The sequence below is a fragment of the Adhaeribacter arboris genome, assembly GCF_003023845.1.
Taxonomy (GTDB): domain Bacteria; phylum Bacteroidota; class Bacteroidia; order Cytophagales; family Hymenobacteraceae; genus Adhaeribacter; species Adhaeribacter arboris.
The window spans coordinates 2,446,945-2,473,106 of record NZ_PYFT01000001.1; the positions used below are offsets into that span (position 1 = coordinate 2,446,945).

Annotated in this window: 23 protein-coding genes; 17 read left to right on the forward strand and 6 right to left on the reverse strand. The window is 42.5% G+C overall.

Translation table 11 applies throughout. The features are described from left to right. The first annotated feature begins 6 nt into the window (after positions 1-6). The 3 genes from ligA (at position 7) to AHMF7605_RS09990 (ending at position 4,479) form a co-directional block, all read left to right on the forward strand. Positions 7-2,016 carry an NAD-dependent DNA ligase LigA gene (ligA, locus tag AHMF7605_RS09980; protein WP_106928839.1) on the forward strand — a complete coding sequence of 670 codons (2,010 nt, stop codon included), beginning with the start codon at positions 7-9 and terminating at the stop codon, positions 2,014-2,016. A 197-nt stretch (positions 2,017-2,213) separates the two neighbouring features. Beyond that, the gene (gene dapA, locus AHMF7605_RS09985) at positions 2,214-3,077 is read left to right on the forward strand and encodes a 4-hydroxy-tetrahydrodipicolinate synthase (protein ID WP_106928842.1); all 864 of its coding nucleotides are present in this window, start codon (positions 2,214-2,216) and stop codon (positions 3,075-3,077) included. Between the two features lie 346 nt (positions 3,078-3,423). Beyond that, positions 3,424-4,479, forward strand: coding sequence for an IS110 family transposase (locus AHMF7605_RS09990; protein WP_106925418.1), 1,056 nt, complete (start codon positions 3,424-3,426; stop codon positions 4,477-4,479). Positions 4,480-4,570: 91 nt separating this feature from the next. Here the strand turns inward: AHMF7605_RS09990 and AHMF7605_RS09995 are convergent, their stop codons facing one another. From AHMF7605_RS09995 to AHMF7605_RS10005, 3 genes are all read right to left on the reverse strand, one after another. Next, on the reverse strand, positions 4,571-4,786 hold the full coding sequence (locus AHMF7605_RS09995) for a hypothetical protein (protein WP_106928844.1): 216 nt from the start codon (positions 4,784-4,786) through the stop codon (positions 4,571-4,573). A 160-nt stretch (positions 4,787-4,946) separates the two neighbouring features. Beyond that, entirely contained in the window at positions 4,947-5,684 is a 738-nt protein-coding gene (locus AHMF7605_RS10000; RefSeq protein ID WP_106928847.1) for a (Fe-S)-binding protein, read from the reverse strand. A gap of 3 nt (positions 5,685-5,687) precedes the next feature. Further along, on the reverse strand, positions 5,688-6,536 hold the full coding sequence (locus tag AHMF7605_RS10005) for a hydroxymethylglutaryl-CoA lyase (protein ID WP_106928850.1): 849 nt from the start codon (positions 6,534-6,536) through the stop codon (positions 5,688-5,690). A gap of 272 nt (positions 6,537-6,808) precedes the next feature. On the opposite strand from AHMF7605_RS10005, the gene AHMF7605_RS10010 reads away from it, so the two are divergent. Together AHMF7605_RS10010 and AHMF7605_RS10015 are read left to right on the forward strand one after the other, a co-directional pair. After that, the gene (locus AHMF7605_RS10010; protein ID WP_106928852.1) at positions 6,809-7,696 is read left to right on the forward strand and encodes a Ppx/GppA phosphatase family protein; all 888 of its coding nucleotides are present in this window, start codon (positions 6,809-6,811) and stop codon (positions 7,694-7,696) included. A 112-nt stretch (positions 7,697-7,808) separates the two neighbouring features. After that, positions 7,809-8,525: an IS1 family transposase gene (locus AHMF7605_RS10015; protein ID WP_106925291.1), complete on the forward strand. Its 717-nt coding sequence runs from the start codon at positions 7,809-7,811 to the stop codon at positions 8,523-8,525. 103 nt (positions 8,526-8,628) lie between these two features. Here AHMF7605_RS10015 and ppk1 read toward each other — a convergent pair whose 3' ends face one another. Next, positions 8,629-10,923 carry a polyphosphate kinase 1 gene (gene ppk1, locus AHMF7605_RS10020; protein WP_106928855.1) on the reverse strand — a complete coding sequence of 765 codons (2,295 nt, stop codon included), beginning with the start codon at positions 10,921-10,923 and terminating at the stop codon, positions 8,629-8,631. A 259-nt stretch (positions 10,924-11,182) separates the two neighbouring features. Beyond that, positions 11,183-13,138, reverse strand: coding sequence for a DNA topoisomerase (ATP-hydrolyzing) subunit B (gyrB, locus tag AHMF7605_RS10025; RefSeq protein WP_106928857.1), 1,956 nt, complete (start codon positions 13,136-13,138; stop codon positions 11,183-11,185). Positions 13,139-13,928: 790 nt separating this feature from the next. On the opposite strand from gyrB, the gene AHMF7605_RS10030 reads away from it, so the two are divergent. From AHMF7605_RS10030 to AHMF7605_RS10045, 4 genes are all read left to right on the forward strand, one after another. After that, the gene (locus AHMF7605_RS10030; RefSeq protein ID WP_106933419.1) at positions 13,929-15,173 is read left to right on the forward strand and encodes an ammonium transporter; all 1,245 of its coding nucleotides are present in this window, start codon (positions 13,929-13,931) and stop codon (positions 15,171-15,173) included. A 420-nt stretch (positions 15,174-15,593) separates the two neighbouring features. Then, positions 15,594-16,808 (forward strand): alpha/beta hydrolase family protein, encoded by a 1,215-nt coding sequence (locus AHMF7605_RS10035; protein ID WP_106928860.1) that lies wholly within the window; start codon positions 15,594-15,596, stop codon positions 16,806-16,808. 147 nt (positions 16,809-16,955) lie between these two features. After that, complete coding sequence (locus tag AHMF7605_RS10040) at positions 16,956-17,243, forward strand: hypothetical protein (RefSeq protein ID WP_146153559.1); 288 nt, start codon at positions 16,956-16,958, stop codon at positions 17,241-17,243. Between the two features lie 47 nt (positions 17,244-17,290). Continuing rightward, a complete protein-coding gene (locus tag AHMF7605_RS10045) occupies positions 17,291-18,433 on the forward strand; it encodes a glycoside hydrolase family 26 protein (protein ID WP_106928865.1) in 1,143 nt (380 codons plus the stop codon). A 435-nt stretch (positions 18,434-18,868) separates the two neighbouring features. On the opposite strand, the gene AHMF7605_RS10050 is transcribed toward AHMF7605_RS10045, so the two are convergent. Beyond that, on the reverse strand, positions 18,869-19,261 hold the full coding sequence (locus tag AHMF7605_RS10050) for a winged helix-turn-helix transcriptional regulator (RefSeq protein ID WP_106928867.1): 393 nt from the start codon (positions 19,259-19,261) through the stop codon (positions 18,869-18,871). Positions 19,262-19,431: 170 nt separating this feature from the next. Here AHMF7605_RS10050 and AHMF7605_RS10055 point away from each other — a divergent pair, with 170 nt between their 5' ends. The 8 genes from AHMF7605_RS10055 to msrA all read left to right on the forward strand — a co-directional run bounded on the left by AHMF7605_RS10055 (position 19,432) and on the right by msrA (position 26,120). Continuing rightward, positions 19,432-20,091: an NADPH-dependent F420 reductase gene (locus tag AHMF7605_RS10055; RefSeq protein WP_106928869.1), complete on the forward strand. Its 660-nt coding sequence runs from the start codon at positions 19,432-19,434 to the stop codon at positions 20,089-20,091. 137 nt (positions 20,092-20,228) lie between these two features. Then, positions 20,229-20,555 carry an antibiotic biosynthesis monooxygenase family protein gene (locus AHMF7605_RS10060; protein ID WP_106928871.1) on the forward strand — a complete coding sequence of 109 codons (327 nt, stop codon included), beginning with the start codon at positions 20,229-20,231 and terminating at the stop codon, positions 20,553-20,555. A gap of 131 nt (positions 20,556-20,686) precedes the next feature. After that, the gene (locus AHMF7605_RS10065; protein WP_106928873.1) at positions 20,687-21,991 is read left to right on the forward strand and encodes a flavin monoamine oxidase family protein; all 1,305 of its coding nucleotides are present in this window, start codon (positions 20,687-20,689) and stop codon (positions 21,989-21,991) included. A 214-nt stretch (positions 21,992-22,205) separates the two neighbouring features. Further along, positions 22,206-22,448, forward strand: coding sequence for a hypothetical protein (locus AHMF7605_RS10070; protein ID WP_146153560.1), 243 nt, complete (start codon positions 22,206-22,208; stop codon positions 22,446-22,448). Between the two features lie 59 nt (positions 22,449-22,507). Continuing rightward, positions 22,508-23,152, forward strand: a complete 645-nt coding sequence (locus AHMF7605_RS10075) for a response regulator transcription factor (protein ID WP_106928877.1) — start codon at positions 22,508-22,510, stop codon at positions 23,150-23,152. Positions 23,153-23,507: 355 nt separating this feature from the next. Beyond that, complete coding sequence (locus AHMF7605_RS10080) at positions 23,508-23,918, forward strand: acyl-CoA thioesterase (RefSeq protein WP_106928879.1); 411 nt, start codon at positions 23,508-23,510, stop codon at positions 23,916-23,918. Between the two features lie 131 nt (positions 23,919-24,049). Continuing rightward, positions 24,050-25,183 carry a glycoside hydrolase family 43 protein gene (locus tag AHMF7605_RS10085; protein WP_233219001.1) on the forward strand — a complete coding sequence of 378 codons (1,134 nt, stop codon included), beginning with the start codon at positions 24,050-24,052 and terminating at the stop codon, positions 25,181-25,183. Positions 25,184-25,556: 373 nt separating this feature from the next. Continuing rightward, positions 25,557-26,120 carry a peptide-methionine (S)-S-oxide reductase MsrA gene (gene msrA, locus AHMF7605_RS10090; RefSeq protein WP_233219002.1) on the forward strand — a complete coding sequence of 188 codons (564 nt, stop codon included), beginning with the start codon at positions 25,557-25,559 and terminating at the stop codon, positions 26,118-26,120. Positions 26,121-26,162: the final 42 nt, after the last annotated feature.

A 26,162-nucleotide genomic window follows, 5' to 3' on the forward strand; every position in this document is an offset into this window, starting at 1 on the left:
GGCATTATGGACGAACTTCAGGCGCAGGCCCGTATTCAGGAACTTACTCAACGCATTCATTATTTAAATTACCAGTATTACCAAAACAGCATTTCGGAAGTAAGCGATTACGAATTCGACATGCTGCTCGGGGAGCTTATTCAATTAGAGAAGCAATATCCCGCGTATCGTTTACCTAACTCGCCTACTCAACGGGTGGGTGGTACCATCACCAAAACATTTAAAAGCGTTCTGCACAAATATCCCATGCTCTCCTTGAGCAATACTTACTCCGAAGAAGATTTACGGGAATTTGATAAACGAGTCCGGAAGGTATTAGAAGGTGATTTTGAATATATTTGCGAGCAAAAATTTGATGGCGTGGCCATTAGTGCCACCTACCAAAACGGCGAACTAACGCTGGGTGCGACCCGTGGCGATGGAACCCGCGGCGATGATATTACGCAGAATATCCGCACCATCCATTCGCTGCCATTGCATTTGCAGACCGGCGATTACCCGACTGAGTTTGAAGTACGCGGCGAAGCTTTTATGCCTTTTTCGGTTTTCAAGAAATTAAACGCAGAACGCGAAGAACTAGGCGAAATACGGTTGGCTAATCCGCGTAATGCTACGTCGGGCACCTTAAAGCTGCAGGATTCATCGGTAGTGGCCAAACGGAAATTAAGCTGTTTTATGTACAGTATGTTGGCCCAGCCTCTACCCTTCGATACGCATTCTGAATCGTTGGAAGCTTTGCAACGCTGGGGTTTTCCGGTATCGGATACGTACCGGAAATGTTCCACTCTGGATGAAGTGCTGGCTTACATTAACGAGTGGGAAACCAAACGTTTTACTTTACCCATTGCCACTGATGGCATTGTAATTAAAGTAAATAATTTTAATCAGCAAGAAGAACTAGGCTATACAGCCAAGAGTCCGCGTTGGGCCATTGCGTATAAATACAAAGCCCTGAGCGCTTCCTCGCGGTTACAAAGCATCCGGTACCAGGTGGGTCGTACGGGAGCGGTTACTCCCGTAGCTCTGCTCGAACCCGTGCTACTAGCCGGCACAACCGTAAAACGTGCTTCCTTGCATAACGCTAACGAAATTCTGCGTCTAGATATTCACGAGGGCGATGTATTGTTTGTAGAAAAAGGCGGCGAAATTATACCTAAAATAACGGGCGTAGATAAAAGTCAGCGCTTACCCGATAGCCAACCGGTAAAATACCGCGATACGTGCCCGGCCTGCGGCACCCCGCTGGTACGTACCGAAGGCGAAGCGCATTTTTATTGCCCCAATGATTCCGGCTGTCCGCCCCAAATTAAAGCTAAAATTGAGCATTTTATTACGCGCCGGGCCATGAACATTGAAAACCTGGGTCCGGAAACCATTGAACAACTCTACGCAGAAGGCTTGGTGCGCAACGTAGCCGACTTGTACGATCTCCAATTGGAGCAATTAATTCATTTGGAGCGGTTAGGGGAAAAATCGGTTACTAACTTATTAAACGGTATCCAAAAATCGAAGGAAGTTCCGTACGACCGGGTATTATTTGCGCTAGGCATCCGGTTTGTGGGTAGTACCGTGGCCCGCAAAATTGCCGACCGGTTTGCCAGCCTTGAAACGCTACAAGCGGCTAGTTACGAAGACCTCATTAGCGTACCGGAAATTGGCGACCGGATTGCTCTGTCTATTCTAAGTTATTTTAAAACAGAAGAACATTTACAGTTGCTCGAGCGATTAAAAGCCGCCGGTTTACAGTTTAGCCGCGAAGAAAAAATTAGTAAGATCGCCGCTACTACCCGGTTAACCGGGCTTACTTTTGTCATTTCCGGCGTGTTTGAAACGCATAGCCGCGAAGAAATTCAAGAATTAATTACTCAAAATGGCGGCAAAGTGGTTAGTTCGATTTCAAAAAAGCTATCTTACCTGGTAGCCGGCGACAAGATGGGACCGGCGAAACTGGAAAAAGCGAATGAATTAGGCATTAAAATTATTTCGGAAGCAGAATTTCTCCAAATGATCGCTTAAGTTAAAACTTAGGTTTGGTTAGTTGATTTTGAACAAGTTATCCTAATAATTTAATCGTAACTTTTCGTAAAAGATTGTACCGACTACTTTATTAAATGTTAGCAACCCGGAATTTCTACTTTGAAATATTTCAGGCTCTCTGTACTTTTGAAAGAAGAAGCTTTCAAAAAGTAGCTTTTTCTTTCAAATTTTAGCGCATGAAAAGTTTACGCGGCACCGGAGTAGCCCTTATTACCCCTTTCACCCAAGATTTAGCTGTTGATTACGATAGCTTCAAAAAGCTGCTTCATTTTACCGTACAAGGTGGAGTAGATTACTTGGTGGTGAACGGCACTACCGCCGAATCGCCAACTACTACCGACGCGGAGAAAGAACAAATTCTAGCCTTTGTGAAAGATTTTACGGGCGGTAAATTACCTATTGTTTACGGTATTGGCGGTAATTACACCCAAGGCCTCTTAGAAACCATTAAGAATACCGATTTTACCGGGGTAGCCGCTATCCTTTCGGTTAGCCCGTATTACAATAAACCTTCGCAGCAAGGCCTTTACCAGCACTATGTTCAGCTTGCAGATGCTAGCCCGGTTCCCGTAATTTTGTATAACGTACCCGGCCGGACAGCCAGCAATTTAACCGCGGAAACAACCCTTAAATTAGCAAAGCATCCTAATATAATCGGCATTAAAGAAGCCTCGGGTAATTTAGAACAGTGTCTGCAACTGGCCAAGTATAAACCCGCTGATTTCATGCTCATTAGCGGCGACGATTTACTAACCGTACCCATGATTTCGTTTGGCGCCGAAGGAGTAATATCAGTTTTAGCCAATGCGTTTCCGGAAAAGTTTAGCCAAATGGTACAACTTGCCTTGAAAAATAATTTTACGGAAGCCACTAAACTTCTACTTGATTTTATTGATATAAATCCGTTAATGTACGAGGAAAGTAATCCCGTTGGCATAAAGGCTATTTTAGAAATGCTGGGCATTGCTCAGCCGCACGTCCGTCTTCCTTTAGTGGATGCAAGTTTAGCTTTGAAATCCAGACTGCAAAAGCTGCTTTAACAGTATTTTTTAAATTTTTGTCTTTCTTTACATAAAAAATCTCGGTAAGTAAATTAACCGGGCTTTTTTATGTAAGCTCAATTCTACCTAAAGTACTTAGCTCGTATGTTAGCATTTGCTATCGAACGTAGGTTAAAAATAAATAAATTACTGACAAAACAAACCAGATAGAAGGGATAGGGTGTACTTGGCCAGACACATATAGATGATGTCGCCGCATAGAATTTCCGCCCTTCTATCCACTTTCTTAGAGCTTGAACAGTACCTAGGTCCATTTGGAGGAGACCGAATCAAAAGCGAGCAAAAGCGAAGAAGAGAGTTAGCTGGTTTGAAGAAAAATTAGCCTATGGAACCACCCGTACTAAAGCAGGCCCTCGGAATAGATGTGGCCAAAGATTCTCTTTCCCTTTGTTTGGGCACCCTGACCCAGGATTTGGAAAAGCAGTTTATAGCAGGCTCCGACGTGAGCAATGATGACAAAGGCTTCCAAAGAATGGAAAAATGGCTAGTCAAGCTCTCTGTTCACCCGCAGAAGCTAGTGGTGGTAATGGAAGCAACCGGTGTATACCATGAGGCACTAGCAGTGTACCTGCATGAGAAAGGATATACCGTCAGTGTGATGCAATCCGGCAGAGTAAAGCGCTACGCTCAAAGCCTGAGCCAGCGTTCTAAGACCGATGCTTTAGACTGTAGAATGTTGGCAATGTTGGGTTGTGAGCGGAAATTAACACCATGGTCTCCGCCGGATAAGACGTTGCGGCACCTGAAAGCCCTGAGCCGAGAGCGCTCCTTTTTACTGAAGGAAAAGAACGTAGAGAAAAACCGGCTACACGCCATAGAAACTTCTGCTTACAGCAACCCAAAGGAAGTGAAGCGCCAGGCCAAGCGGCTGAAGTTGGTGGAGGTACAATTGCAGGAGATTGAAGCGGAGATGAAGGATTTGGTAGACGGGGATGCAGCTCTGGGTAAAAAAATCCAGTACCTGGAAAGCATACCGGGAATATCTTTCCTCTCAGCGGCAACAGTGGTTGGAGAGACTTGCGGCTTTAAGGAGATCACCAGTGCTAAACAACTGGCAAGCTATGCCGGCTATGATGTAGTGCTTAAGGAATCCGGCACCTTCCGAGGCAGCACCAAAATAAGCAAGAAAGGAAATAGCCATCTCCGGAGCATACTCCATATGCCTTCCATGACGGCAGTGCGAGTCAATCCTACCTTGAAGCAGTTTTACAACCGACTCAAGCCCAACAAAGCAAAGCCTATAATAGCTCTAGTAGCCGTACAGCGAAAACTACTGCTGCTCATGTACAGTTTGTACAAGAAAAATGAGTACTATAATCCGCAGTTTGAAAAAAAACAGCAAGAGCCCAAGCCCTTGCTGCACAGGATAGAGGCAATTTAAAAATTGACATCTTCCTAAATTTGTTAAAATAAACTTGACTTTTAACACAGTACCTATGTCGCACTTTAATGTGCTTCAGGTGTAATTATAGCTAGTTATTATTTACCTGTCTGTTAAATATTCCAAGTGTCAAAAGTCCTGTTCCAAAAAGTATTGAACCTCCTACAAACGGGAAACCGGCACCAACTAAATCTTCTAAGCTTGCTGACCAAAGAAACGGAAAGCAAAATAACATTCCAAAAAGTCCTGTCAGCATTGTAATAATGGCTATAGCATTAATAATCGTTTTAATTGATTTATCAGTCATTTTTTATTTTCTAGACTATTCACAAGTGTCTAGTCCTTCATTCTATAATTAGCTATAACTACTGAATTAGATGATTAGTGTTAGTGTAAAAGAATGATGCATTACTTACCAGAATTTTGTTAGTCCAATAACAAATAACCAGCAACCAACAACTACTAAACTACCAGCCACTTGCCAGCACATCCGCAATGTGCATGGTTTTAATGGGTTTGTTGTTGCGTTGAATATAGCCATCCAGGTGCATCAGGCAACTGGTATCGGTAGATACGATGTAATTCACTCCCGTACTTAACGCATTTTCTACTTTCTGCTCGGCCATGGCCGTGGATATAGACTCAAATTTTACCGCAAAAGTGCCCCCAAAGCCGCAACAGGTATCGGTTTCGGGCATTTCCATTAGTTGCAATCCGGTAACATTCTGTAACAGCCGCCGGGGAGCCTCTTTAATGCCGCACTCCCGCAGGGCGCTGCACGAATCGTGGTAGGTAACAGAACTATCCAGGCGGGCGCCCGGCACCGTATCAATTAGTAATACATCTACCAGAAATTCAGTAAACTCAAATACCTTGCGTTCCATGTTCCGGTAATTAATGAACTTAGAGGTAGTTACGAACATGTCAGTGTATGCATTACGAATCATTCCCACGCAGGAAGCCGAAGGACTTACAATATAATCGGTTTGTTCGGCGGAGAAATCATCCAGAAATTTATGCGCTACCTGGCAGCTTTCATCTAAAAAACCGGCATTAAAAGCGGGTTGCCCGCAGCAGGTCTGGTTAGGATTATACCGCACCTCGCAACCTACTCTTTCCAATACTTTTACCATATTTAACCCGGTTTCGGGATACAACTGGTCAACAAAACAAGGAATAAAAATATCAACTACAGGTTTCGCCATTTCTCAGGAAGTAAAAACAGTTCCGGCCAGGGTCAGCGCCGTTTCAAATGCTTTTTTATTAAGTTTCAAAGGTACGCCATAATTTTCAAAATAGGTTACCAAATTTTCTGTCGCCACGTTACCCGTCAGGTTATCGCCGGCCAGGGGGCAACCGCCGAATCCTTTTAAAGCCCCATCAAACCGGGAACATCCGGCCGCTAAAGCAGCTTCTATTTTTTGCTGCCAATTTAATGGTTGCACGTGCAAATGAGCACCAAACTCCATCTGCGGAAAAGCCGGAATTAAGTGGCGAAAAAGGTATTGAATATCGGCTGGCTGCGCCACTCCAACAGTATCGGAAAGTGAAATAATTTGCACCCCTAAATTTGCTAGTTTTTGCACCAAATTAATTACTATTTCTGCGTTCCAGGGCTCTTGGTACGGATTGCCAAATCCCATGGATAAGTAAGTAATTAAAGTTTTACTTTGCCGCGTACAAATTTCCTGAATCCGGGCTAATTCAGAAAAAGCTTCGGTTATGGATTTACGGGTGTTACGCTGCTGAAAAGTTTCGGATAACGATAAGGGAAAACCTAAGTACGAAATTTTTTCCTGGGCGGCAGCTTGTTCGGCTCCGCGGATGTTCGCCACAATAGCCAGTAGTTTGGTAAAAGTATCCGCTAAATCTAAGGCTTCGAGCACCTGCGGCGTATCGGCCATTTGGGGAATAGCTTTAGCCGATACGTAACTACCAAAATCCAGGGTATGAAAGCCCACTGTAAGCAGTTGCTGCAGATACCTTATTTTTAACTCCGTCGGAATTATATTTTTTATCCCCTGCATGGCATCGCGGGGGCATTCAATTATCTTCATAAGGGGGCAGCATTCCAGTAATCAATATACTAAATTGTACTCACAAAAAGTACCGGTAAAACTTCATTCAGGCGTTTTAGTGAGAATAAGTTAACCAGATTTTTAAATATAATTATTATACAAACAACCCAAGCAGCAGGTAATGCAGCTACTCAACAGGCTTCATTTCTTCAAATTCAGGAAAAACTCCGTTTACGAAGACTTATTCTAATCAAATCAGGTGTCATTTATTATCTTTGAAGCATCTTTTACCCTCAAAATAATAGTGAAGATTGAAAATTGCCGCGATAGATATTGGTTCCAATGCCATTCGGTGCCAGATTTCCAATGTTTTTATTTATGAAGGAGGTCCTGTTTTTAAACGGCTGGAATACATTCGTTATCCTATGAAACTAGGCGAAGATGTATTTGCCACCGGTTATATTTCGGAAGCCCGCGAAACAAAATTTATTAAACTTCTTCATGCCCTTAAATTACTCATGGAAGTGCACGAAGTAGAACATTACCTAATTTGCGCTACCTCCGCCATGCGAATGGCCCAAAACGCACAGGAAATAATTAAACGGGTGTATGAGTTACTCGACATGCGGATTGAGGTAATTGACGGTTTTAGCGAGGCGGAGTACATTAACAAAGTAATTCATAATTTACTGGACGATAAAAATTACCTGCACATTGATGTGGGTGGGGGCAGCACCGAGTTTAACGTCTACGTCGATCACCAGAAAGTAGCCTCCCAGTCTTTTGAGTTAGGCTCCATCCGGCAATTACAGCGCGATGGCCGGAGTGAAATGTGGGAAGTTATGAAAGAATGGGTAAAAAATAATACGCACAAAAACCACGTTACCCGCGCCATTGGTACGGGAGGTAATATTAATAAAATTTACGAGCTAGCTGGTAAAAAAACGGGTAAACCTATCTTTAAAAAGCAGATTGAAGATATCGTGGACCAATTAGAAAATATGACCATGGAAGAACGGCAGAGCGTTTTATTGCTCAACCCCGACCGGGCGGACGTAATTGTGCCAGCGGCCCGCATCTATCTTTCAGCCATGAACTGGGCGCGGGTAGAAAGTATGCTGGTACCTACTGTAGGATTAAAAGATGGTATGCTGCAAGCTCTTTATGAAAGGCATCGAGCAGAAGTAACTCCAGTTTAAAAATCACCTAAATAATTATGATAGGAATTACCTAAGTTTTAACAAATAAAAGGTAGTGGTAAAGAAAGTATGATGGGATAAAAAGAGGCAGTGAAGTGTTTAAGATGATGGAATGTTCGAAGTTCAGATCAAAATAAACTGTCCCCACTGCCAGAGCAGCAAGGTAGTAAAAAATGGCAAGAAAAAGAATGGTTCTCAGAACCTTCTATGTCGTAATTGCCAGAAGCAATTTCAGCCAATATATCGCTATAGAGGAGCGGATCCGACTACCAAGCGGTTGATACGGCGTCTTCTGGAAAGAAATAATGGTGTTCGTGACATTGAAAAGTTGCTGGAAGTGAGTAGAAAGTGTGTGCTAAGCAACTTGTGCCGACAGGGGAATGCCCTTAAGATTCAACCAACCCAAAAGCATTATAGATCCGTACAGATCGATGAAGTCTGGAGCTTTGTCGGAAAGCGCAAGAAAGGAAAATACTGGTTGTTGTATGCTTACTGTCCCCAAACAGATGAAGTACTGGCTTATAGTTGTGGCGGCCGAAGCGCTAAAACAGTACGCCAGCTACTCAAAAAGCTAAAAGGAGTGGAAATAGAACAATATTGTACTGATCATTGGAAAGCGTTTGCTCAGGTAATCCCCCCGACAAAGCACACGATAGGAAAAGCTTACACTAAAAACATAGAAGGCGTGAATACTTGCATCAGAGCCAGAAACAGACGGTTCGTCAGAAAAACAACCTGCTTCTCCAAAAAGAAGGAAAACCATTTAGCAAGTCTAAACCTGATGTTTGACTATCGCAATAGACATAAAGCCAAACATCATACTTTGTAGTCCACAACTAAATAAAAAATCTTTAGTACTAAATACAAAGGCCCGAGTGAGATGCTCGGGCCTTGTTAATTTTAGAATTTGCCAATAATAAAAATCACATTCGTTAATTTAAATCTGCCTCGGGTTCCGGACTAGAGGCAGCTTCTATTTCTTCAATCGAAAACGAAGAATCATCCATAGAAAGCGATGCATCATCGTCCATACTTAATTCATCATCCGTTGTCAACTGCGTTTGGAGAACACTCTTCGCATCGGTAGGCTTGAACGCAGGAATAATAACGGCTTGCTGCAAATACTTTTGCAAAGAAAAGCTATCGACCAGTTTTTCGGGGGTTAACTTATAAAATTCCTGGTGCAGATTAAATACTTCGCCGACCTCCTGTTTTTTAATGTAGGCTCCATCTTCGCGCATCACGTAGGTATTCTGGTTATCTTTTAAATTATATTTCAGAATCGTGATGGCTTCTTTTTTCAGTTGATCATCTGCAATCAGAAACAAAGCTTCGATGCGGCGATCAAAACTACGCACCATGATATCGGCGCTGCCGCCCAGTACTTTCGGATCGTTGTTATTATGAAAATAGAATAAACGGGTATGCTCCAGGTACTCGCCCACAATAGACGAAACCGAAATATTTTCGCTCAACGATTTCCGGCCGGGCCGCAAACAGCAAATACCCCGGACAATTAATTTTATGGGTACCCCGGCTTTAGAGGCTTTGTACAATTCGTCAATTATTTCTTTGTCTTCCAGCGAGTTCATTTTCATCACAATGCCGCTGGGTAATCCCCGCCGGGCATTACGCGCCTCGGTGCGAATAAGTTCGGCAATCTGGTGCCGCATGTCTTTCGGAGCCGTAATTAAATACTCATAATCGTTGGGCAGCGAGTGGCCGGTAATTACGTTAAAAAACTCCGAAACGTCGTGGGCATACACCTCATTGGTGGTGAGTAAGCTAATATCGGTGTATAATTTACTCGTTTGTTCGTTGTAATTACCGCTGCCAATGTGTACGTACCGGGTTACCTTTTCTTCTTCCTTGCGGATTATCATCATCATTTTGGTGTGCGTTTTATACTTACTCACCCCATAAATAACAAAGCAGCCGGCTTTTTCCAGACGTTCACCTTCTTTAATGTTTCGTTCTTCGTCGAAACGGGCTTTTACCTCAAACAACACCGATACACTTTTGCCATTTTCGGCGGCTTTCAGTAAAGCGGCCGTTACCCGCGATTGATCGGCTAAACGGTAGATAGTTTGCTTAATTCCCAGTACGTACGGATCTTCGGCCGCTTTTTCGAGTAAATGCACTACCGGCTCAATCGAGTTGTACGGGTGATGCAGCAGCACATCGCGTTCTTTCAAATAATCAAATAAATCTTCGTTCGCATCCGGTGGCAACGAAAAAGGCGGTACCGGCGAAGGCTGCCGGAAAAGTTTATCTTTAAATTGGTTATGCTTAATTATTTGCCATAGTCCTTTCAGGTCAATGAGATTACCCGAGGTGAAAATATTGGCGTTATCTATGTCCCAGCGCTCTTTTAAAGCTTTCATTAGAAAAGGCGAAGAGTTTTTTTCTACTTCCAAGCGTACTACGCGGCCTTTCTTGCGGGTTTTTAATTTTATCTTAATTTCCTGAATAAAATCAGCATCAATATCATCGCTTTCTTCCAGGGTAAAATCACCGTTTCGGGTAATCCGGAATAAATCGACGGATACGATTTCGACGTTGCGGAAAAGTTTCTTGATGCGCCAGCGAATAATTTCCTCAATGGGCACGAATATGATTCTTTCTTTCCGCTGAATTTCGTAAAACCGCGATAAATTAGGTGGAATCTGCACGAAGGTAAGCCGTTGCTGCGATTTATTTTCGTCGTCGGTTTTGGTAATTACCCCAAAAATCAGAATCTGGTTCATGAGCAACGGAAAGCCATGATAATTATCGTACATCATGGGGGTTAAAAGCGGATAAATCGTATTTTTAAAATACTTATCCACTTTCTTTTGTTCCACTTCCGTCAGGCTTTCAATATTACAGATATCAAAGCCATTTTTTTCAAAAAGAGGTTTTAGCTCCTCGTTAAAGGTTAAGTAAGCGTCGTTTACAAACCGGTGCGCCAATTCCAGTAATTTCTTTCGGAACGGTAACTCCCGCAAACCCGAGTAATCTACCCGCTCTTTGCCGTAGTCGATGTAATTGTATAAACTACCTACCCGAATCATGAAAAATTCATCGAGGTTAGAAGAGGTAATTGCCAGAAACTTGAGCCGGTCGAAGATACTTTTAGAGGCATCTTTTACCTGGTCGAGCACCCGGTAATTAAAACGCAGCCAGCTTAAGTCGCGGCTGATGTATTTACTCTTACGGATTTGGTCGGAAATTTTATTCGGATTCATCGTGTGTTTCAACAAGTATGTGTCTGCCCTAGCGGCGTACCCTAGTATTTTATGATACGCGTTTAAAAGCCGGCGGGTTAATGGTGGTACAAAGGTGCTAATTACGAATTTATTCAAAAATTCAGGTAAATAAAAAACAAAAAAGCTTGCCGGAGCAAGCTTTTTCGCAGAACCAGTATAAATAACTAAATACCGCTAAACCCTGGTTTTAAATCAAGTTTACCGTTATAATAACGGTTGTTTTAGCATTTACCATCCATCAGGCATCGATATTGGCATACTTGGCGTTACGTTCAATAAAATCGCGGCGGGGAGCTACTTCGTCGCCCATCAGCATCGAAAATAAATGATCCGCTTCGGCCGCCGACTCAATGGTTACTTGTTTTAAACTCCGGGTCTCGGGGCGCATAGTAGTGGTCCAAAGTTGTTCCGGATTCATTTCTCCCAAACCTTTATAACGTTGTACGCCCACGCTGTCTTCTTTCCCTTTACCTAGTTCCTGAATGGCTTCTATGCGGTCTTGTTCCGTCCAGCAATAACGCTCTTCTTTTCCTTTTTTTACCAAATAAAGCGGCGGCAAGGCAATATAGATATATCCATTGTCGATTAACTCGCGCATATACCGGAAAAAGAACGTTAAAATTAAGGTCCGGATGTGGGAACCGTCAATATCCGCATCCGTCATAATAATAACGCGGTGATAACGCAGTTTCTCCATGTTCAGAGCCTTATGATCTTCGGGGGTGCCAAAAGAAACGCCTAAGGCCGTAATCATGTTCTTAATTTCTTCGTTTTCGTAAATGCGGTGTTCCTGCGCTTTTTCTACGTTTAGAATTTTACCGCGCAAGGGCAGAATAGCCTGAAATTTACGATCACGGCCTTGTTTTGCCGAGCCACCCGCTGAATCACCCTCTACCAGGTAAATTTCGCAGTTAGCGGGTTCCGAGTCGGCGCAGTCGGCCAGTTTACCAGGTAAACCAGTACCCGATAAAACGCTTTTACGCTGCACCATTTCCCGGGCTTTGCGGGCTGCGTACCGAGCTTGGGCCGCTAATACTACTTTTTGAATTATTATACGGGCCTCGCGAGGGTTTTCTTCCAGGAACTGGTTCAGCATTTCGCCTACGGCCGTATCCACAGCGCCCATTACATCGGAGTTACCCAGTTTGGTTTTCGTCTGCCCTTCAAACTGAGGTTCTTGTACTTTTACCGAAATAACGGCCGTTAAACCTTCCCGGAAGTCATCGCCCTGAATATCTACTTTTGCTTTTTCCAGCATTCCGGAACGGTCGGCATATGCTTTTAAAGTACGGGTAAGCGCCCGCCGGAAACCGGCTACGTGGGTACCCCCTTCAATGGTGTTAATGTTGTTTACGTACGAAAAAATATTCTCGGTATAAGAGGAATTATACTGTAAGGCAATCTCGATCGGAATATTATTTTTTTCGCTTTCAACGTAAATCGGTTCCGGAATCAGATTCTCGCGGGTTTCTTCTAAATAAGCCACAAACTCCCGCAGCCCACCTTCGGAGTAAAACGATTCGGCTAAGGGTTTGCCATCCGCGTCTAGCTCCCGTAAATCTTTCAGGTTAATGCGAATGCCTTTATTTAAAAAAGAAAGCTCGCGTAAGCGGCTGGCAATGGTATCGTATTTATATTCGGTAGTAGTGAAAATGCTATCGTCCGGCTTAAATTGTACGGTGGTACCATGGTCTTCGGTTTCGCCAATTTCCCGCACCTCGTACTGCGGAATACCTATTTTATAGGCTTGTTCGTATTTTTTACCGTTGCGGCAAACGGTTACTTTTAAATCCGTGGAAAGCGCATTTACGCAGGATACCCCCACCCCGTGTAAACCACCCGATACCTTGTAACTGTCTTTATCAAATTTACCACCAGCGTGCAGCACGGTCATAACCACTTCTAAAGCCGAGCGGCCTTCTTTCTGGTGAAAGTCCGTGGGAATACCCCGGCCATTGTCTGAAACAGTGATGGAATTATCGGTATTAATGGCTACATCAATGGTATCGCAGTAACCGGCCAAAGCCTCATCAATACTATTATCCACTACCTCCCAAACTAAATGATGAAGACCTTTTATACCAATATCGCCAATATACATGGCCGGCCGTTTGCGGACAGCTTCTAAACCTTCTAAAACTTGTATACTATCTGCCGAGTATTCGGAAACTTTTCTTTCTTGAACTTCACTCATATGTATGTTTTATTCAGTCTGTCTTTAATCGGTAAAGATACCTTTTTTATTTGGGTTTTACCAGAGTTAAAGCGGACGGATTTCTATAACTTTCATAATATAACAAATATTTCTTTAAAAAAATTTATATAAATCAAGGTATTACTTTATAAACCCTTCATTCTTTTTTAAATTTTTATAAATGCGTTTAAAATGGCCCCTGCTAGTTTTTTGAATCCATAATTTCTGATTCATCGGGGTAGCCAAACAGTAAAAATTTACAGCCTTGCTTATCTAATATATTTGCTTTCTTTTAAAAGCTTATTCAAATCACTACTTAATAAACGCTCCTCTTACTTCATCCGAAAAGATAATACCTGTTTTGTAGTTTTAATAAAACCATTTACTCTTCTTAATTTTTAGTTAAGCACCCGGTATAACAAAAAATTTAGCGAGCAGCTTTTTTTTTATACTACCAGATGAATATATCCTCGATTAAACACTTTTCCATTTTATTTTGATATAAAGTCTACGCCACAAACAAGCTCTTACAACAAAATTATTAAGCATACAAGCTATTTAGCTTCAAAATTTAAGCTCATATTAAAATTTATTTATAAATTCTTCTTAAAAGGCTTTCATTTTACAGATATTTCTAAAATATTTGCGTAAATACTTTCATAAACACCCAAAATTTATCATCCATTTAAATGTAATTTCCGTGAAAGAACGTTTATCTAAATTACCCTTCTTAATTTTAATAGCTATTAGCATTTTAGGACTAATTTTTTCTGAAATACCTACAAAACCGATGTCTACGGACGGAATTATTGCCGGAGATGTAGCTTGGATGTTGGGAGCAGCTGGTTTGGTTTTACTCATGACGCCCGGATTGGCTTTGTTTTACGGTGGTATGGTAAGCGCCAAAAACATGATCTCTACCATGCTGCAAAGCTTTATTTGCATGGGTATCATTAGTGTATTGTGGGTAGTGGTAGGTTTTAGTTTAGCGTTCGGCGATTCTATCGGCGGGCTTATTGGTGATCCCCGGACCTACTTTATGTTCCGCGGTATTTTGGAAAGTAAACCCTGGACTTTAGCCAGTACTATTCCGCTGGTATTATTCGCTTTTTTTCAATTGAAATTTGCGGTTATTGCGCCGGCTCTTATTACCGGCTCTTTCTCGGAACGAATTCGTTTTACTTCGTACATTCTGTTTGTTTGCTTATTCAGCATGTTTATTTACGCTCCCATTGCCCATTGGACCTGGCACCCGGATGGCATTTTGTTTAAAATGGGCGTATTAGATTTTGCGGGTGGCACGGTAGTTCATATTTCCGCGGGTTGTGCCGCATTGGCTGCGGCTCTTTACTTAGGTCAGCGTAAAACCGGGGAATTGCATACCACGCCAGCTAACATTCCTTACGTATTACTTGGTACCGGTTTGCTTTGGTTCGGTTGGTTTGGCTTTAACGCGGGTTCAGCGGTGGGAGCTAATATTCTGGCGGCCATTGCTCTGGCAACCACCAACACGGCCGCCGCTTCCGCAGGTTTTGCCTGGATATTATTTGATGCCGTAAAAGGTAAAAAACCTTCGGCTTTGGGTTTTTGCATTGGTTCGGTGGTAGGTTTAGTAGCTATTACCCCGGCGGCTGGATTTGTTACCATTCCAAACAGCATTTTTATTGGTACTGCCGCCAGTCTTATTAGCAATATGGTAGTAGCCTGGCGGGCAAAATCTTCCATCGATGATACTTTGGATGTGTTTCCTTGTCATGGCGTGGGCGCTATTGTGGGTACGCTCTTAACTGGTGTTTTTGCGCATCAAGCCATTAATCCGGCCAACACTACCGGCAACGGTTTGCTGTACGGCGAAACTAAATTATTCCTGATGCACTTAGCCGCACTAGGCATTGTGATTGGGTTCTCTTTCTTTGGCTCATTAATTCTTTTAAAAATCACTGATTTGATATCGCCACTGGGAGTAACCCGCGAAGAAGAAATGGCGGGATTAGATTTAACCCAACACGGTGAACAAGTGCTGGTGACAGTTTAATTGCAGCGGCAGTTTCTGGGCAGGCATTTGCTTATGTGCTTTCCTGTTTCACAAAATTTTAAACTACAATGGCCGGTAATCTAAATTACCGGCCATTGTAGTTTTAGCGAATTCTCTTATTCCAATTTCAAAGAAAAGATTACGTAGTTGTCGTCGGGTAATTAATTCTAGTTCCGGTTCAAAATGCCTTAATTATTTATGAAATATAAACGGGTAAAAAATTCATCGGAATACCTCCTGTAAAACCTTGCTAGTATTTGTTTTAGAAAAATTAAGAATTTAGATAATTGCTTTTTACCGCTTCTAAAACAGATTACTCGTAAGAGTAGCCGATTTTATTTTGTTTCTTATAAAAATATGTTTGCTAATGTGCGGGTGAATAAGCAATTTGAAACGTAACTGATTTCCTCTCCCAAAAACATGAAAAAGTATACAAAACTAGTAAGCTGGTGGTTCCTCATTTGCGTGTTGCTTTTGGGAAGTTGCCAGCAAGATGATTCAGACAATAACGTAACGCCCGAACCCGACGGCAGTGAGCTTTTTGTATCCGCCGATGTAAAGAGCACTATTTCTAAAACCATTTTGCAAGGCTATGCCCTTACCGCCGGATACGGTCGGTTCTTGCCGGCTATTAAGTACGACGTTACTTTTTACAAATTTACCTACAAAACTACTTACAAAGATAATCCGATAGAAGTATCGGGTTTATTGGCCATCCCGCAAAATACGCCCAATCCGCCGGCTATCGTTAGCGCCCAGCACGGCACCATGTTCGCCGATGCCGATGCGCCTTCTAATTTTCCGGCCAGTTTTACGGGCTTCGAGTTATTTGCGGCAGCGGGATACATTACGCTTATTCCGGATTTTATCGGCTACGGGGTTTCTCAAAACACGTTCCATCCTTACTACGATCAGAAGTACTCGGCCTTAACGGTGGTAGATATGTTGAAAGCGGCAAAATGGTATTTAAAAGACGCCAATATAGCGGCTAACAATAACTTATTTTTAGTGGGTTATTCCGAAGGCGGCTACGTAACTATGGCGGCCCAGAAGGAAATTGAAACGAATCCCGCGCATAAATTAACCTTAACGGCCGTAGCTGCCGGAGCCGGCGGCTACGATTTAACCGGCATGTTGTCGGGTATTGCCACCACTACCACTTACGTTAATCCGTCATTCCTGGCTTTTATTATTCAGGCTTACAATACTACTTACGACTGGAAACGACCTTTAACTGATTTTTTTCAGGAACCTTATGCTACTAATATTCCAACTTTATTCGATGGCACCAAGGAAATTGACGCCATTAACCAAGGTCTTACTACCAGTCCGGCCGCCTTATTTAATCCCACTTTTTACGCCAACTTGCAGAATCCTACCGGCGAACAAGCCTTAAAAAAAGCTTTAACCGATAACAGCTTCCTGGATTGGGTACCGAAAAGCCCGACCCGCTTGTATCACGGCACCGCCGACGAATCCGTTTTTTACTCCACTTCTGAAAGTACCTATAACCGGTTTAAAGCGGCCGGAGCCACCAATGTAGAGTTTTTCCCGATTGAAGGCGGCATGCACCGCACCAGCATCGAACCCATGATGACCAATGCGCTACCCTGGATAGAGTCGTTAAATAAGTAATTTTTTAGAATTTAATTTACCTGAGTAAAGATTTTGGAGAGTAAGCGTTTGATAACTCTGGTAAAAATCAGTTCGGTATTTTTCAGAACAGGGTTATTGTTTATTCTACTATTTTTACTGGCTTTACAAGGTGCCAACGGTCACGAAATGCGGCTAAAGGAAAGAGAGATTACCTTGATAAGTGGATTATTGTTAACGTTGTTACTTATTCAGTTTTATCCCGCCATAAAGAATGCTACTCGCAAAAAACAATTAAAAATTGTCTTAATTTGTCTGCTTTTGCTTGCTATTACCTTTTTAATTAAAATTTTAAGGGAGTTCGCAAGGGTAGATTACGAAGTTATTATTGTTGAAGGATTAGTTTTAGGTATACTAATTCTGCTTATTCTTGCCGGATTAATTTTAATTTACGGTTTGATTAAGCTTTATACTTAGATCAAAGAACCCTAGTATCTTACCCGTTCATAAATTTGTGAAAGAGAATGTTGAAGAATTTTTTGTTAGCTATCATTTTAGTTTTATCCACTTTTCAGTTAGTTCAGGCACAAAAGAATAAACCTATTGATAAGGCAGCAACCCGGCAAACCAAAGCTTTATACAAAAATCTGCAGAAACTTTCGAAAAAACATACTTTATTTGGTCACCAGCACGCCACCGAATACGGGCATGGGTGGATGGGCGAGCCTGATCGTTCGGACGTAAAATCAGTTTCGGGTTCGCATCCGGCGGTAGTTGGGGTAGACTTTAGCGGTTTTTCCGGACGACCGCCGGCGGTTATTCAAACGGCCAAAGAGCGGGTTAGAAAAACCGTTGTAGATACCTATAACCGGGGAGGCGTTATTACAGCGGCCTGGCATTTTTCCAATCCAGTGTCGCCGGGAGGTTTTAACTGGGTCGATACCGTATCGAAACCAGCCGTGCGGTATATTATTCCCGGCGGGGAAGCGCACGCGCAGTACAAAGAAATTCTGCGGGGGATTGGCGAGTGGGCGCACACAATAAAAGGTGCCGATGGTAAACTAGTACCCATAATTTTCCGGCCTTACCACGAGTTTGATGGCGGTTGGTTTTGGTGGGGAAAACCCCATGCTTCGCGCGAAGAATTTATTTCTTTATGGCGGTTTACCGTTTCGTATTTACGCGACAGCTTACAGGTGCATAACTTTATTTACGCTTTTTCGCCGGATAATAAATTCCGGACCGAAACCCAATACCTCGAACGCTACCCCGGGGATGAATGGGTAGATATGGTAGGCGTAGACAATTACGGCGACATGGGGCGCAACCGCTTTGCGCCGGATACGGCCGCTTTAAAGTTAAAAGTAGTATCGGATTACGCGCAGAAAGCCGGCAAATTAGCGGCCTTCACCGAAACCGGCCTGGAATCTATTCCGGATTCTACCTGGTGGACCAACATGCTCTTGAAAACCATGAAAACCTACCCCCTGCAACTCACCTACGTATTGGTTTGGCGCAACGATATGCGCAGCCCGACGCATTTTTATGCCCCGTTTCCCGGCCAGGTAAGTGTACCTAATTTTCTTAAATTTTACCGCGACCCGTATACTTTATTCGAAAAAGACTTAAAAAATATCTACCGCCGGAAGTTTTTAGGTATCTTCTAAATTGCAGTTATTAAGATAAAGGAGGTTGTGCTGCTTTGAATTTGCTTTTCGCAATTAATAAGCCGAATAGTTTTCCATAACTAAATGCGTTAAGAATCTCAACTAGTAATACTATTATCCAAAACCCAAGTTCAAACTAATCCTCTAACATTCCTTTGCCAGTCATCCTGAAAGGATCTAACCGGATCGAAGCGACAACCGCATCCATCCTTATCCAGACATTTAATTGTTTAAAGAGGTAATCACCAAATTTACTTCTCGTGGGCTTTTCTTTTCTGCCGGTTAGATCCTTTCAGGATGACGTCAGGGAATATAAAGAAAGGTAAAATAAGAGCTTAGAGGAACCGGACAATTGTAATTACTAATCCAATAGTCTGAATAATTTTATGGCTATAATCACCGGCCTAATATTTATTTTTTGGCGAGGTCTGTTTTTCATTTAGACTTTGCTTTTCGGCTTACTTGCTCCACTAATTCCCCTCTTTTTTTACCGGTTTGGCGCCCCCATTTTGCCATTGCTTCAATTACCGGGGTTAGCTCCCGGCCAAAATCAGTTAACGCGTATTCTACTTTGGGCGGCACTTGCGGGTAAACCGTACGTTCCACAATTCCATCTTTTTCTAATTCTTTTAACTGCAGGCTCAACATCTTTTCGGTGATAGATGGAATGAGTTTCTTGAGTTCAGAGAAGCGGCGGGTTTGGCGTAAAAGATACCACAGCACCACCGATTTCCATTTACCACCTATATAATTCATGGTTACATCCAAAGCACAATGATAGGTGCGATCTTCAATTTTAAAGACCATTTCTTTATTATTGATCAACATAAAAAATATATAAAAATTAAGTAGCTGATTATCAATAATTACGTCAAAAAGGATAGTTATGCACTAACTTGACAGTTCTTGTTTTAACTTTTCGAATGCTCTACCTTTCAATACTATCTTTTTGATAGCTTAAATGTAAGTAAAAAACTCATCATTAAAATTTTAGCTTTATGAAAATAGCAGTTTTAGGTACGGGGGTGGTTGGCCAAACCATTGCCGGCAAATTAATTCAATTAGGCCACCTTGTTATAATGGGCTCCCGGTCGGCTACCAACGAAAAAGCAGTAAGTTGGGCGACCCAAAACGGAGAAAGAGCTTCGGTGGGTACTTTTGCCGAGGCAGCAACTTTTGGCGAAATTATTTTTCTAGCTACTAAAGGCGACGTTACCCTGGAGATTATTCAACAGGCAAAGCCCGAAAATTTTAGCAACAAAACCGTCATCGACATTTCTAATCCGCTCGATTTTTCTAATGGTTTTCCGCCTGCCTTATCTATCAGTAATACTAATTCGCTCGCCGAAAAAGTGCAAAAAGCAATTCCCGAGGCCTACGTGGTAAAAACTTTAAATACTTTAACCGCTCAATTAATGGTGGAACCCAGCCGTTTACCCGAAGAAACGCATATATTTTTAAGCGGAAACCATGCCGCCGGCAAAGAACAGGCACGAGCGCTGCTGCAAGAGTTTGGCTGGCAAAATCAAACTATTATTGATTTAGGCGACATCACCACGGCCCGCGGTACCGAACAATTTCTACCGCTTTGGGTACGGCTGTATGGGGCGTTGGGAACACCCAACTTTAATTTTAAGCTGGTACGCGAATCAAAATAAGTTAAGTAAAGAAACACCCATATCAAGATAGTAAGTATTCGAGTTTCTTTAAACTAAAAAATAGTACTATTCTATAATAAGAATTCTAACAACTTATATTTCAAACTAATTTTTGATCCCTTTCTTATAAAAATTTCATGATATCGAGTAAAAATCCTTCCGTCGAGATTATCCGGTACGCTATTCCGGAAACGCAGCACTCTGACTTTGTGAATGCCTACACGGCGGCTGGTAAACTGCTGCAAAGTTCGCCTTATTGTTTAGGCTTCGAACTCATAAAAGGAGTAGATGAACCAAACAATTATATTCTCACTATTTGCTGGACCTCCATCGAAGAACACTTAAACGGTTTTAGAAAAAGCAAAGCGTTCGGAGAATTCTTTAATTTAGTAAGACCTTTTTACAATAACATTCAGGAAATGAAGCACTACGAGCCGACCAACCTAGTCTGGCGGAAAGAATAATTTACCTGGTAGCCAAGGGGTTGTACTTGCCCAATATTTCAGATCTAAAAAAAGGCTGTCCCACCTGAACCTGAACCCGGAAACTTCTCTCCCGGATATTAGTACACAGGGATTCAAGTAAAACAGCCTGCATGACAGATATTATAATTATTGGTGCCGGTGCTGCCGGATTAATAGCCGCCCGGGAGCTAACAAAAGCCGGTAAAAAAGTAACTCTCCTGGAAGCTCGCTCTCGGTTGGGTGGGCGGATTTTTACACAATACAATACAGATTTTTCCGTACCCGTAGAAGCAGGCGCCGAATTTATTCACGGCGATTTACCGTTTACCCAGGCTTTATTGCAGGAAGTGGGGGTGTCTTTGCACTTGCTCGAAGGAAGGAATTACCAGGTTTTAAACGGCGTTTTGCAGGAATCGGAGAGTTTTATTCCCGATTTTAATATTCTGCTCACGCGCCTGAACCAATTAGAACAGGATATTCCGTTCGCGGAATTTTTAGAACGGTACCTGCCGGAAGAACAATTCGAGAATCTACGCCTGGGTGTAATCCGTTTTGCTGAGGGCTACGATGCCGCCGATATTCGCCGGGCCAGTTCTTTTGCTTTACGCGAAGAATGGCAAACCGACGCCGCCGCTAATTCTTACCATCCGGCCGGAGGGTATCACCAAATAATCGACCTGCTTGCCCGCGAAATATCACGCAAGGGCGGTACCATCGTAACATCATCGGCGGTAAAAGAAATAAAATGGCAACCCGGCCAGGTTCAGGTTACCTGTGCTGGCGGCAGTACCTACACGGCTCCAAAAATTTTAATAACGGTACCCTTAGGAGTGCTGCAAGCCGAACCAAATTCAGAAGGTTATATTAATTTTTCACCAGAATTACCTACCCGAAGAGAAGCTTTAAATGCTTTAGGCTTTGGCCCTGTTATAAAAATACTCTTGGAGTTTAAGACCGCTTTTTGGGAAGAAGCAGTTAATGGCCCATCGGAGCGGCACCAAATGCCGGAACTAGCCTTTCTGTTTACCGATGCTTCGGCTATTTCGGCCTGGTGGACGCAATTACCAAATAAAACGCCTCTGCTTACCGGTTGGATAGCGGGCACCGAGGCCGAAAAACGGCGAAACACCAGCAATGAAGCAATAATGATTGAAGCCTTGAAAGTTTTAGCTTTTTTGTTTCATACCAACGTTGAATTTCTGAAAAGCCAGTTAATTGCCCAGCAAGTTTACAATTGGCTCGCCGATCCTTTTGCCCGGGGCGCTTACGCCTACGCCACCGTAAACGGAACAGGCGCCCGCCAATTGCTTACCACTCCCGAAGCCGACACGCTGTACTTCGCCGGCGAAGCCCTGTACGAAGGCCCCGCTATAGGTACCGTAGAAGCGGCTTTGGCAAGCGGTCTGGCAGCGGCTCATAACATAATAAATTCTTAAATTTTATGGTTGATACCACCAGAATTTAAATAATTTTTAGTAACATAACCAATTAACCTTTAACCAAAACAAGTAAAAAAGTAGATTATGGTTGTGTTTATAGCTATAAAAACGGACTACGTATTAAAACATTTAGGCGCCACGCTTAAAATGCGGGTTATACGGAAAAGGTAGAAGAAAATACCGCTATTACTCTACTACCTGAACTGTAAAAATGCTGCCAATGTATGGGGTACATAATAGAAAGGGTTTAGTGATGCTACTGGATAAGACCATGGTTCTTACTATCAACTTTTATCACTTTAATAAAGAAAATTTAAAACGCCTTTATGCGGGACGTTATTTACTTATTAAAGACGAAAAACTTATTGGTGACTTTAATGCCTGGGTGGATGCTTTGCGGCACGGACTTAACTTATTTAATAACGACGATTTCTTTATTAAATACTGCGTATAACTTCTTGATTATAAATTAGAAGTAAATCAATCTACTTTTCAGAAACTCTTAAGCTGACCATGATAAAAATAATTATAACGGACGATCATAAAATTGTGCGGGATGGCATTAAATCGTTATTACAAAAAGACAATGAATTTGAAATAGTAGCTGAAGCAGCCAACGGGCAGGATTTGGTAAACCTTCTGGAAACCCAAACCGCCGACGTAGTGGTGATGGATATAAATATGCCGGTAATGGATGGGTTTAAAGCTACTGCCTACCTGAAAGAAAATTTTCCGCAAACCCGGGTTCTGGCTTTGTCGATGTTAGACCAGGAGAGCTACGTGAAGCAAATTTTAACGGCGGGAGCTTTAGGTTGTGTGGTTAAAAATTGCAGCCGCGAAGAATTAATTTTTGCTATAAAAAGTGTAGCCGCCGGCAATAAATTTATTTGTTCAGAATTAGCCTGTAAGTTTTTGGAATCAGATCACCTCAACACGGTACCCGATAGCTCCGCTAAACAAATAGAATCGTTGAGTAAGTGCGAGATGAACGTTTTACGCCTGATTGCCGAAGGTTATACCAATGCCGAAATTGCCGATAAATTGTTTAACAGCAAACGCACCATTGAATCGCATCGGCAAAACTTACTTTTAAAAACTCAGTGCAAAAATACCGCTGCCTTAATAAAATACGCCTTAGTTCATAACTTAATAGATTAGTATTTTGTCGATAGTCCATAGACGATAGACGGCCGTCCATAGCTATCAGGTATTGCTTTAGGTTAAACAACTCAACATTTGCTACTTTAAGGAATACTAGTTTTTTAAATTCCGGAGTAGATTTACTAACTTTTTCTTATCCATTATCTGCAACAAGCGGTTCTGGTTAGCTCCAATCTATAACCAGGACCGTTTGCATTTTATATCCTCTACAATTCGTAACCTCCCTAAGTTAAATTTTTTAGTTTTCTGGTGAATGCTGCTTCTATTCTAATCGCCTGAATTTACGGCTAAAAAATTCACTTTTGTCATTCAAAATAAACCCGGCGGCGAGCCAACGCGTAACTGGTTGATTATGGAAGAGAACCACAAGCAGAACCAGAATAAGTTTAGCCATTTAGTTAAAGTACGGGACGAGGATATAGATATTTTGGGGCACGTGAACAATGTGGTTTACCTGCGTTGGGTCCAGGAAGTAGCCACTGCGCACTGGGAACACGCGGCTCCAAACAATATAAAATCCCTTTACCTCTGGGTTGTACTTCGGCACGAAATAGATTATCACCGACCGGCTTTTTTAAACGACGAAATTCAAGGCTTTACCTGGGTAGGAACGCACCAGGGAGCTAAGTTCGAGCGGTTTGTAAGTTTGTACCGCGCGGGCACCGACCAACTATTGGCCTCCGCTAAAACTACCTGGTGTTTGCTCGATGCGGTAACCATGCGCCCTAAACGGATTGAGCAGGATATCTTAGATATTTTGTAAAAATCTCTTCTTTATTTTTAAATTTTACTTTTCATGACCGGGTAAATAGTAGCTTTTTGTTCTTTTACCAGCTTTCCCATACATTTAGGTTTTTCTAAATTTTAGCTTCACTGTTATTTATCTATACCGATATGTTTACAAAATTTTTTAGACAAAAGTCATGGTCCATTCTGTTTGCCGCCTTTGTTTTTTTAATGAGCTGTCAAAATAAAAAGACCGGCACCCAAGAACAGGCTTATACGGGTGGCGAAGCTACGAAGGAAGACTCGACGAAAACAAACCGTAATTTTTTAAATAAGCCGCTGATTTCCGAAATCTATACCGCCGACCCTTCCGCTCACGTATTTAATAACCGCATTTACATTTATCCTTCCCACGACATTGAGTCGAATATTCCTCAAAACGATAACGGCGATCATTTTGCCATGCGCGATTACCACATTTTGTCGCTGGATAGTATTGGTGGTAAAGTTACCGATCATGGGGTGGCTTTAGATATGAAAGATGTTCCGTGGGCAGGACGGCAGCTTTGGGCGCCCGATGCGGCTTTTACCAATGGTAAATATTATTTATACTTCCCGGCCAAAGATAAAAGCGATGTATTCCGGATTGGAGTGGCTACTTCTAGTTCGCCCACCGGGCCGTTTAAAGCCGAACCCAAACCTATTGAAGGAAGCTTTAGCATTGACCCAGCTGTTTTTAAAGATTCGGATGGTAATTTTTACATGTACTTCGGCGGCATCTGGGGCGGGCAGTTACAGCGCTGGCAAAATGGCAAATACGACGCTAATGGTTCTAAAACCGATTTAGGAAAAGACAATGAACCCGCTCTTACCGCCAAAGTGGTTCGTTTAAGCAAAGATATGCTGCATTTTGCCGAACCGGTAAAAGATGTCGTAATTCTGGATAAAGCAGGCAAGCCCTTGTTAACCAAAGATCACGACCGTCGATTTTTCGAAGCTTCCTGGATGCATAAATACAAGGGCAAGTATTATTTTTCGTACTCCACCGGCGACACGCATTATATTGCTTACGCCACCGGCGATAATCCTTACGGACCATTTACGTACCAGGGCGTTATTCTAAACCCCGTACTCGGCTGGACCAATCACCAATCTATTGTGGAAGTGAAGAACAAATGGTATTTATTCTACCACGATACCGAGTTATCCAACGGCCAGACGCATTTGCGCAATGTGAAAGTAACCGAGCTTAAACACAATCCGGACGGTACCATCCAAACAATTACGGCCTACCAAGAATAAAATTTAAAAATTTATTAACCCTGTACCTGAGCCTCAGAAACAAGGTTGAAAAAGTCCAGAGGTTCCGAAAGGTTAAAGAATATACCATCTAGTAAATTTGAAAACCCCATAATGGCGCGGATTTACTTGCGTGCCTTTTGCACTTTCACTAATCTATAAATAGTTTCGCTCAGCAACTTTTTCACCTAAATAATTAGCGGTCGAATGGGCCTCTACCTAAAGGCACGGAAGTAAATCCGCGCCATAGAAGGGCGACTAGAATGAAAAATACTCTTATTAGTTAAATTTAGAACCATTAAGATTAAACCTCTACTTTTTGCACAGTTTAATACTGAAACAAAAACGGCAGATACGGGTTAAAAAGTAATAATGAATGAACAACATGGAAAACGAAACCCAAGAAAATAAATCGTACGAATTAGCCACTTTTGCCGGCGGATGTTTCTGGTGCATGGTAAAGCCGTTCGATCAATGGCCGGGAGTAATAAAAGTAGTGTCGGGTTATACCGGCGGAACCATTCCTAATCCGACGTACGAGCAGGTTTGTTCTGACCGTACCGGACATTACGAAGCCGTGCAGATAACTTTCAACCCTAGCCTAATTTCCTACGATGAAATTTTAACCACCTTCTGGCAATCCATCGACCCAACAGATCCGGGCGGGCAATTTGGGGACCGGGGCAGTTCGTACAAAACCGCTATCTTTTACCATACCGAAGAACAAAAAGCGGCCGCCGAAAAATCGAAAGCGGAATTAGAAGTAAATGGCCCTTTTAAAGGTACGCCCATTGTTACGCCTATTTTACCCGCCAAACCTTTTTACCCCGCCGAAAACTACCACCAGGATTATTATAAAAAGAACCCAATGCATTACCAACGCTACAGCGTAGGCTCCGGCCGGGCCGGATTTCTGGAAAGGCACTGGAACAAGGCGTAATCTTTAATCTTTACTTTTTCAGGATATAACTAACTACGAACA

Bases quoted from the DNA above. Each gene is read 5' to 3' on its own strand.
- AHMF7605_RS09995 (WP_106928844.1), bottom strand. From the start codon at position 4,786: ATGACTGATAAATCAATTAAAACGATTATTAATGCTATAGCCATTATT.
- AHMF7605_RS10070 (WP_146153560.1), top strand. From the start codon at position 22,206: ATGCTGCCAATGTATGGGGTACATAATAGAAAGGGTTTAGTGATGCTA.
- gyrB (WP_106928857.1), bottom strand. From the start codon at position 13,138: ATGAGTGAAGTTCAAGAAAGAAAAGTTTCCGAATACTCGGCAGATAGT.
- AHMF7605_RS10040 (WP_146153559.1), top strand. From the start codon at position 16,956: ATGCGGCTAAAGGAAAGAGAGATTACCTTGATAAGTGGATTATTGTTA.
- AHMF7605_RS10060 (WP_106928871.1), top strand. From the start codon at position 20,229: ATGATATCGAGTAAAAATCCTTCCGTCGAGATTATCCGGTACGCTATT.
- AHMF7605_RS10065 (WP_106928873.1), top strand. From the start codon at position 20,687: ATGACAGATATTATAATTATTGGTGCCGGTGCTGCCGGATTAATAGCC.
- AHMF7605_RS10035 (WP_106928860.1), top strand. From the start codon at position 15,594: ATGAAAAAGTATACAAAACTAGTAAGCTGGTGGTTCCTCATTTGCGTG.
- AHMF7605_RS10005 (WP_106928850.1), bottom strand. From the start codon at position 6,536: ATGAAGATAATTGAATGCCCCCGCGATGCCATGCAGGGGATAAAAAAT.
- ligA (WP_106928839.1), top strand. From the start codon at position 7: ATGGACGAACTTCAGGCGCAGGCCCGTATTCAGGAACTTACTCAACGC.
- msrA (WP_233219002.1), top strand. From the start codon at position 25,557: ATGAACAACATGGAAAACGAAACCCAAGAAAATAAATCGTACGAATTA.
- AHMF7605_RS10000 (WP_106928847.1), bottom strand. From the start codon at position 5,684: ATGGCGAAACCTGTAGTTGATATTTTTATTCCTTGTTTTGTTGACCAG.
- AHMF7605_RS09990 (WP_106925418.1), top strand. From the start codon at position 3,424: ATGGAACCACCCGTACTAAAGCAGGCCCTCGGAATAGATGTGGCCAAA.
- AHMF7605_RS10080 (WP_106928879.1), top strand. From the start codon at position 23,508: ATGGAAGAGAACCACAAGCAGAACCAGAATAAGTTTAGCCATTTAGTT.
- AHMF7605_RS10030 (WP_106933419.1), top strand. From the start codon at position 13,929: ATGTCTACGGACGGAATTATTGCCGGAGATGTAGCTTGGATGTTGGGA.
- AHMF7605_RS10055 (WP_106928869.1), top strand. From the start codon at position 19,432: ATGAAAATAGCAGTTTTAGGTACGGGGGTGGTTGGCCAAACCATTGCC.
- ppk1 (WP_106928855.1), bottom strand. From the start codon at position 10,923: ATGAATCCGAATAAAATTTCCGACCAAATCCGTAAGAGTAAATACATC.
- dapA (WP_106928842.1), top strand. From the start codon at position 2,214: ATGAAAAGTTTACGCGGCACCGGAGTAGCCCTTATTACCCCTTTCACC.
- AHMF7605_RS10045 (WP_106928865.1), top strand. From the start codon at position 17,291: ATGTTGAAGAATTTTTTGTTAGCTATCATTTTAGTTTTATCCACTTTT.
- AHMF7605_RS10085 (WP_233219001.1), top strand. From the start codon at position 24,050: ATGTTTACAAAATTTTTTAGACAAAAGTCATGGTCCATTCTGTTTGCC.
- AHMF7605_RS10015 (WP_106925291.1), top strand. From the start codon at position 7,809: ATGTTCGAAGTTCAGATCAAAATAAACTGTCCCCACTGCCAGAGCAGC.
- AHMF7605_RS10075 (WP_106928877.1), top strand. From the start codon at position 22,508: ATGATAAAAATAATTATAACGGACGATCATAAAATTGTGCGGGATGGC.
- AHMF7605_RS10050 (WP_106928867.1), bottom strand. From the start codon at position 19,261: ATGTTGATCAATAATAAAGAAATGGTCTTTAAAATTGAAGATCGCACC.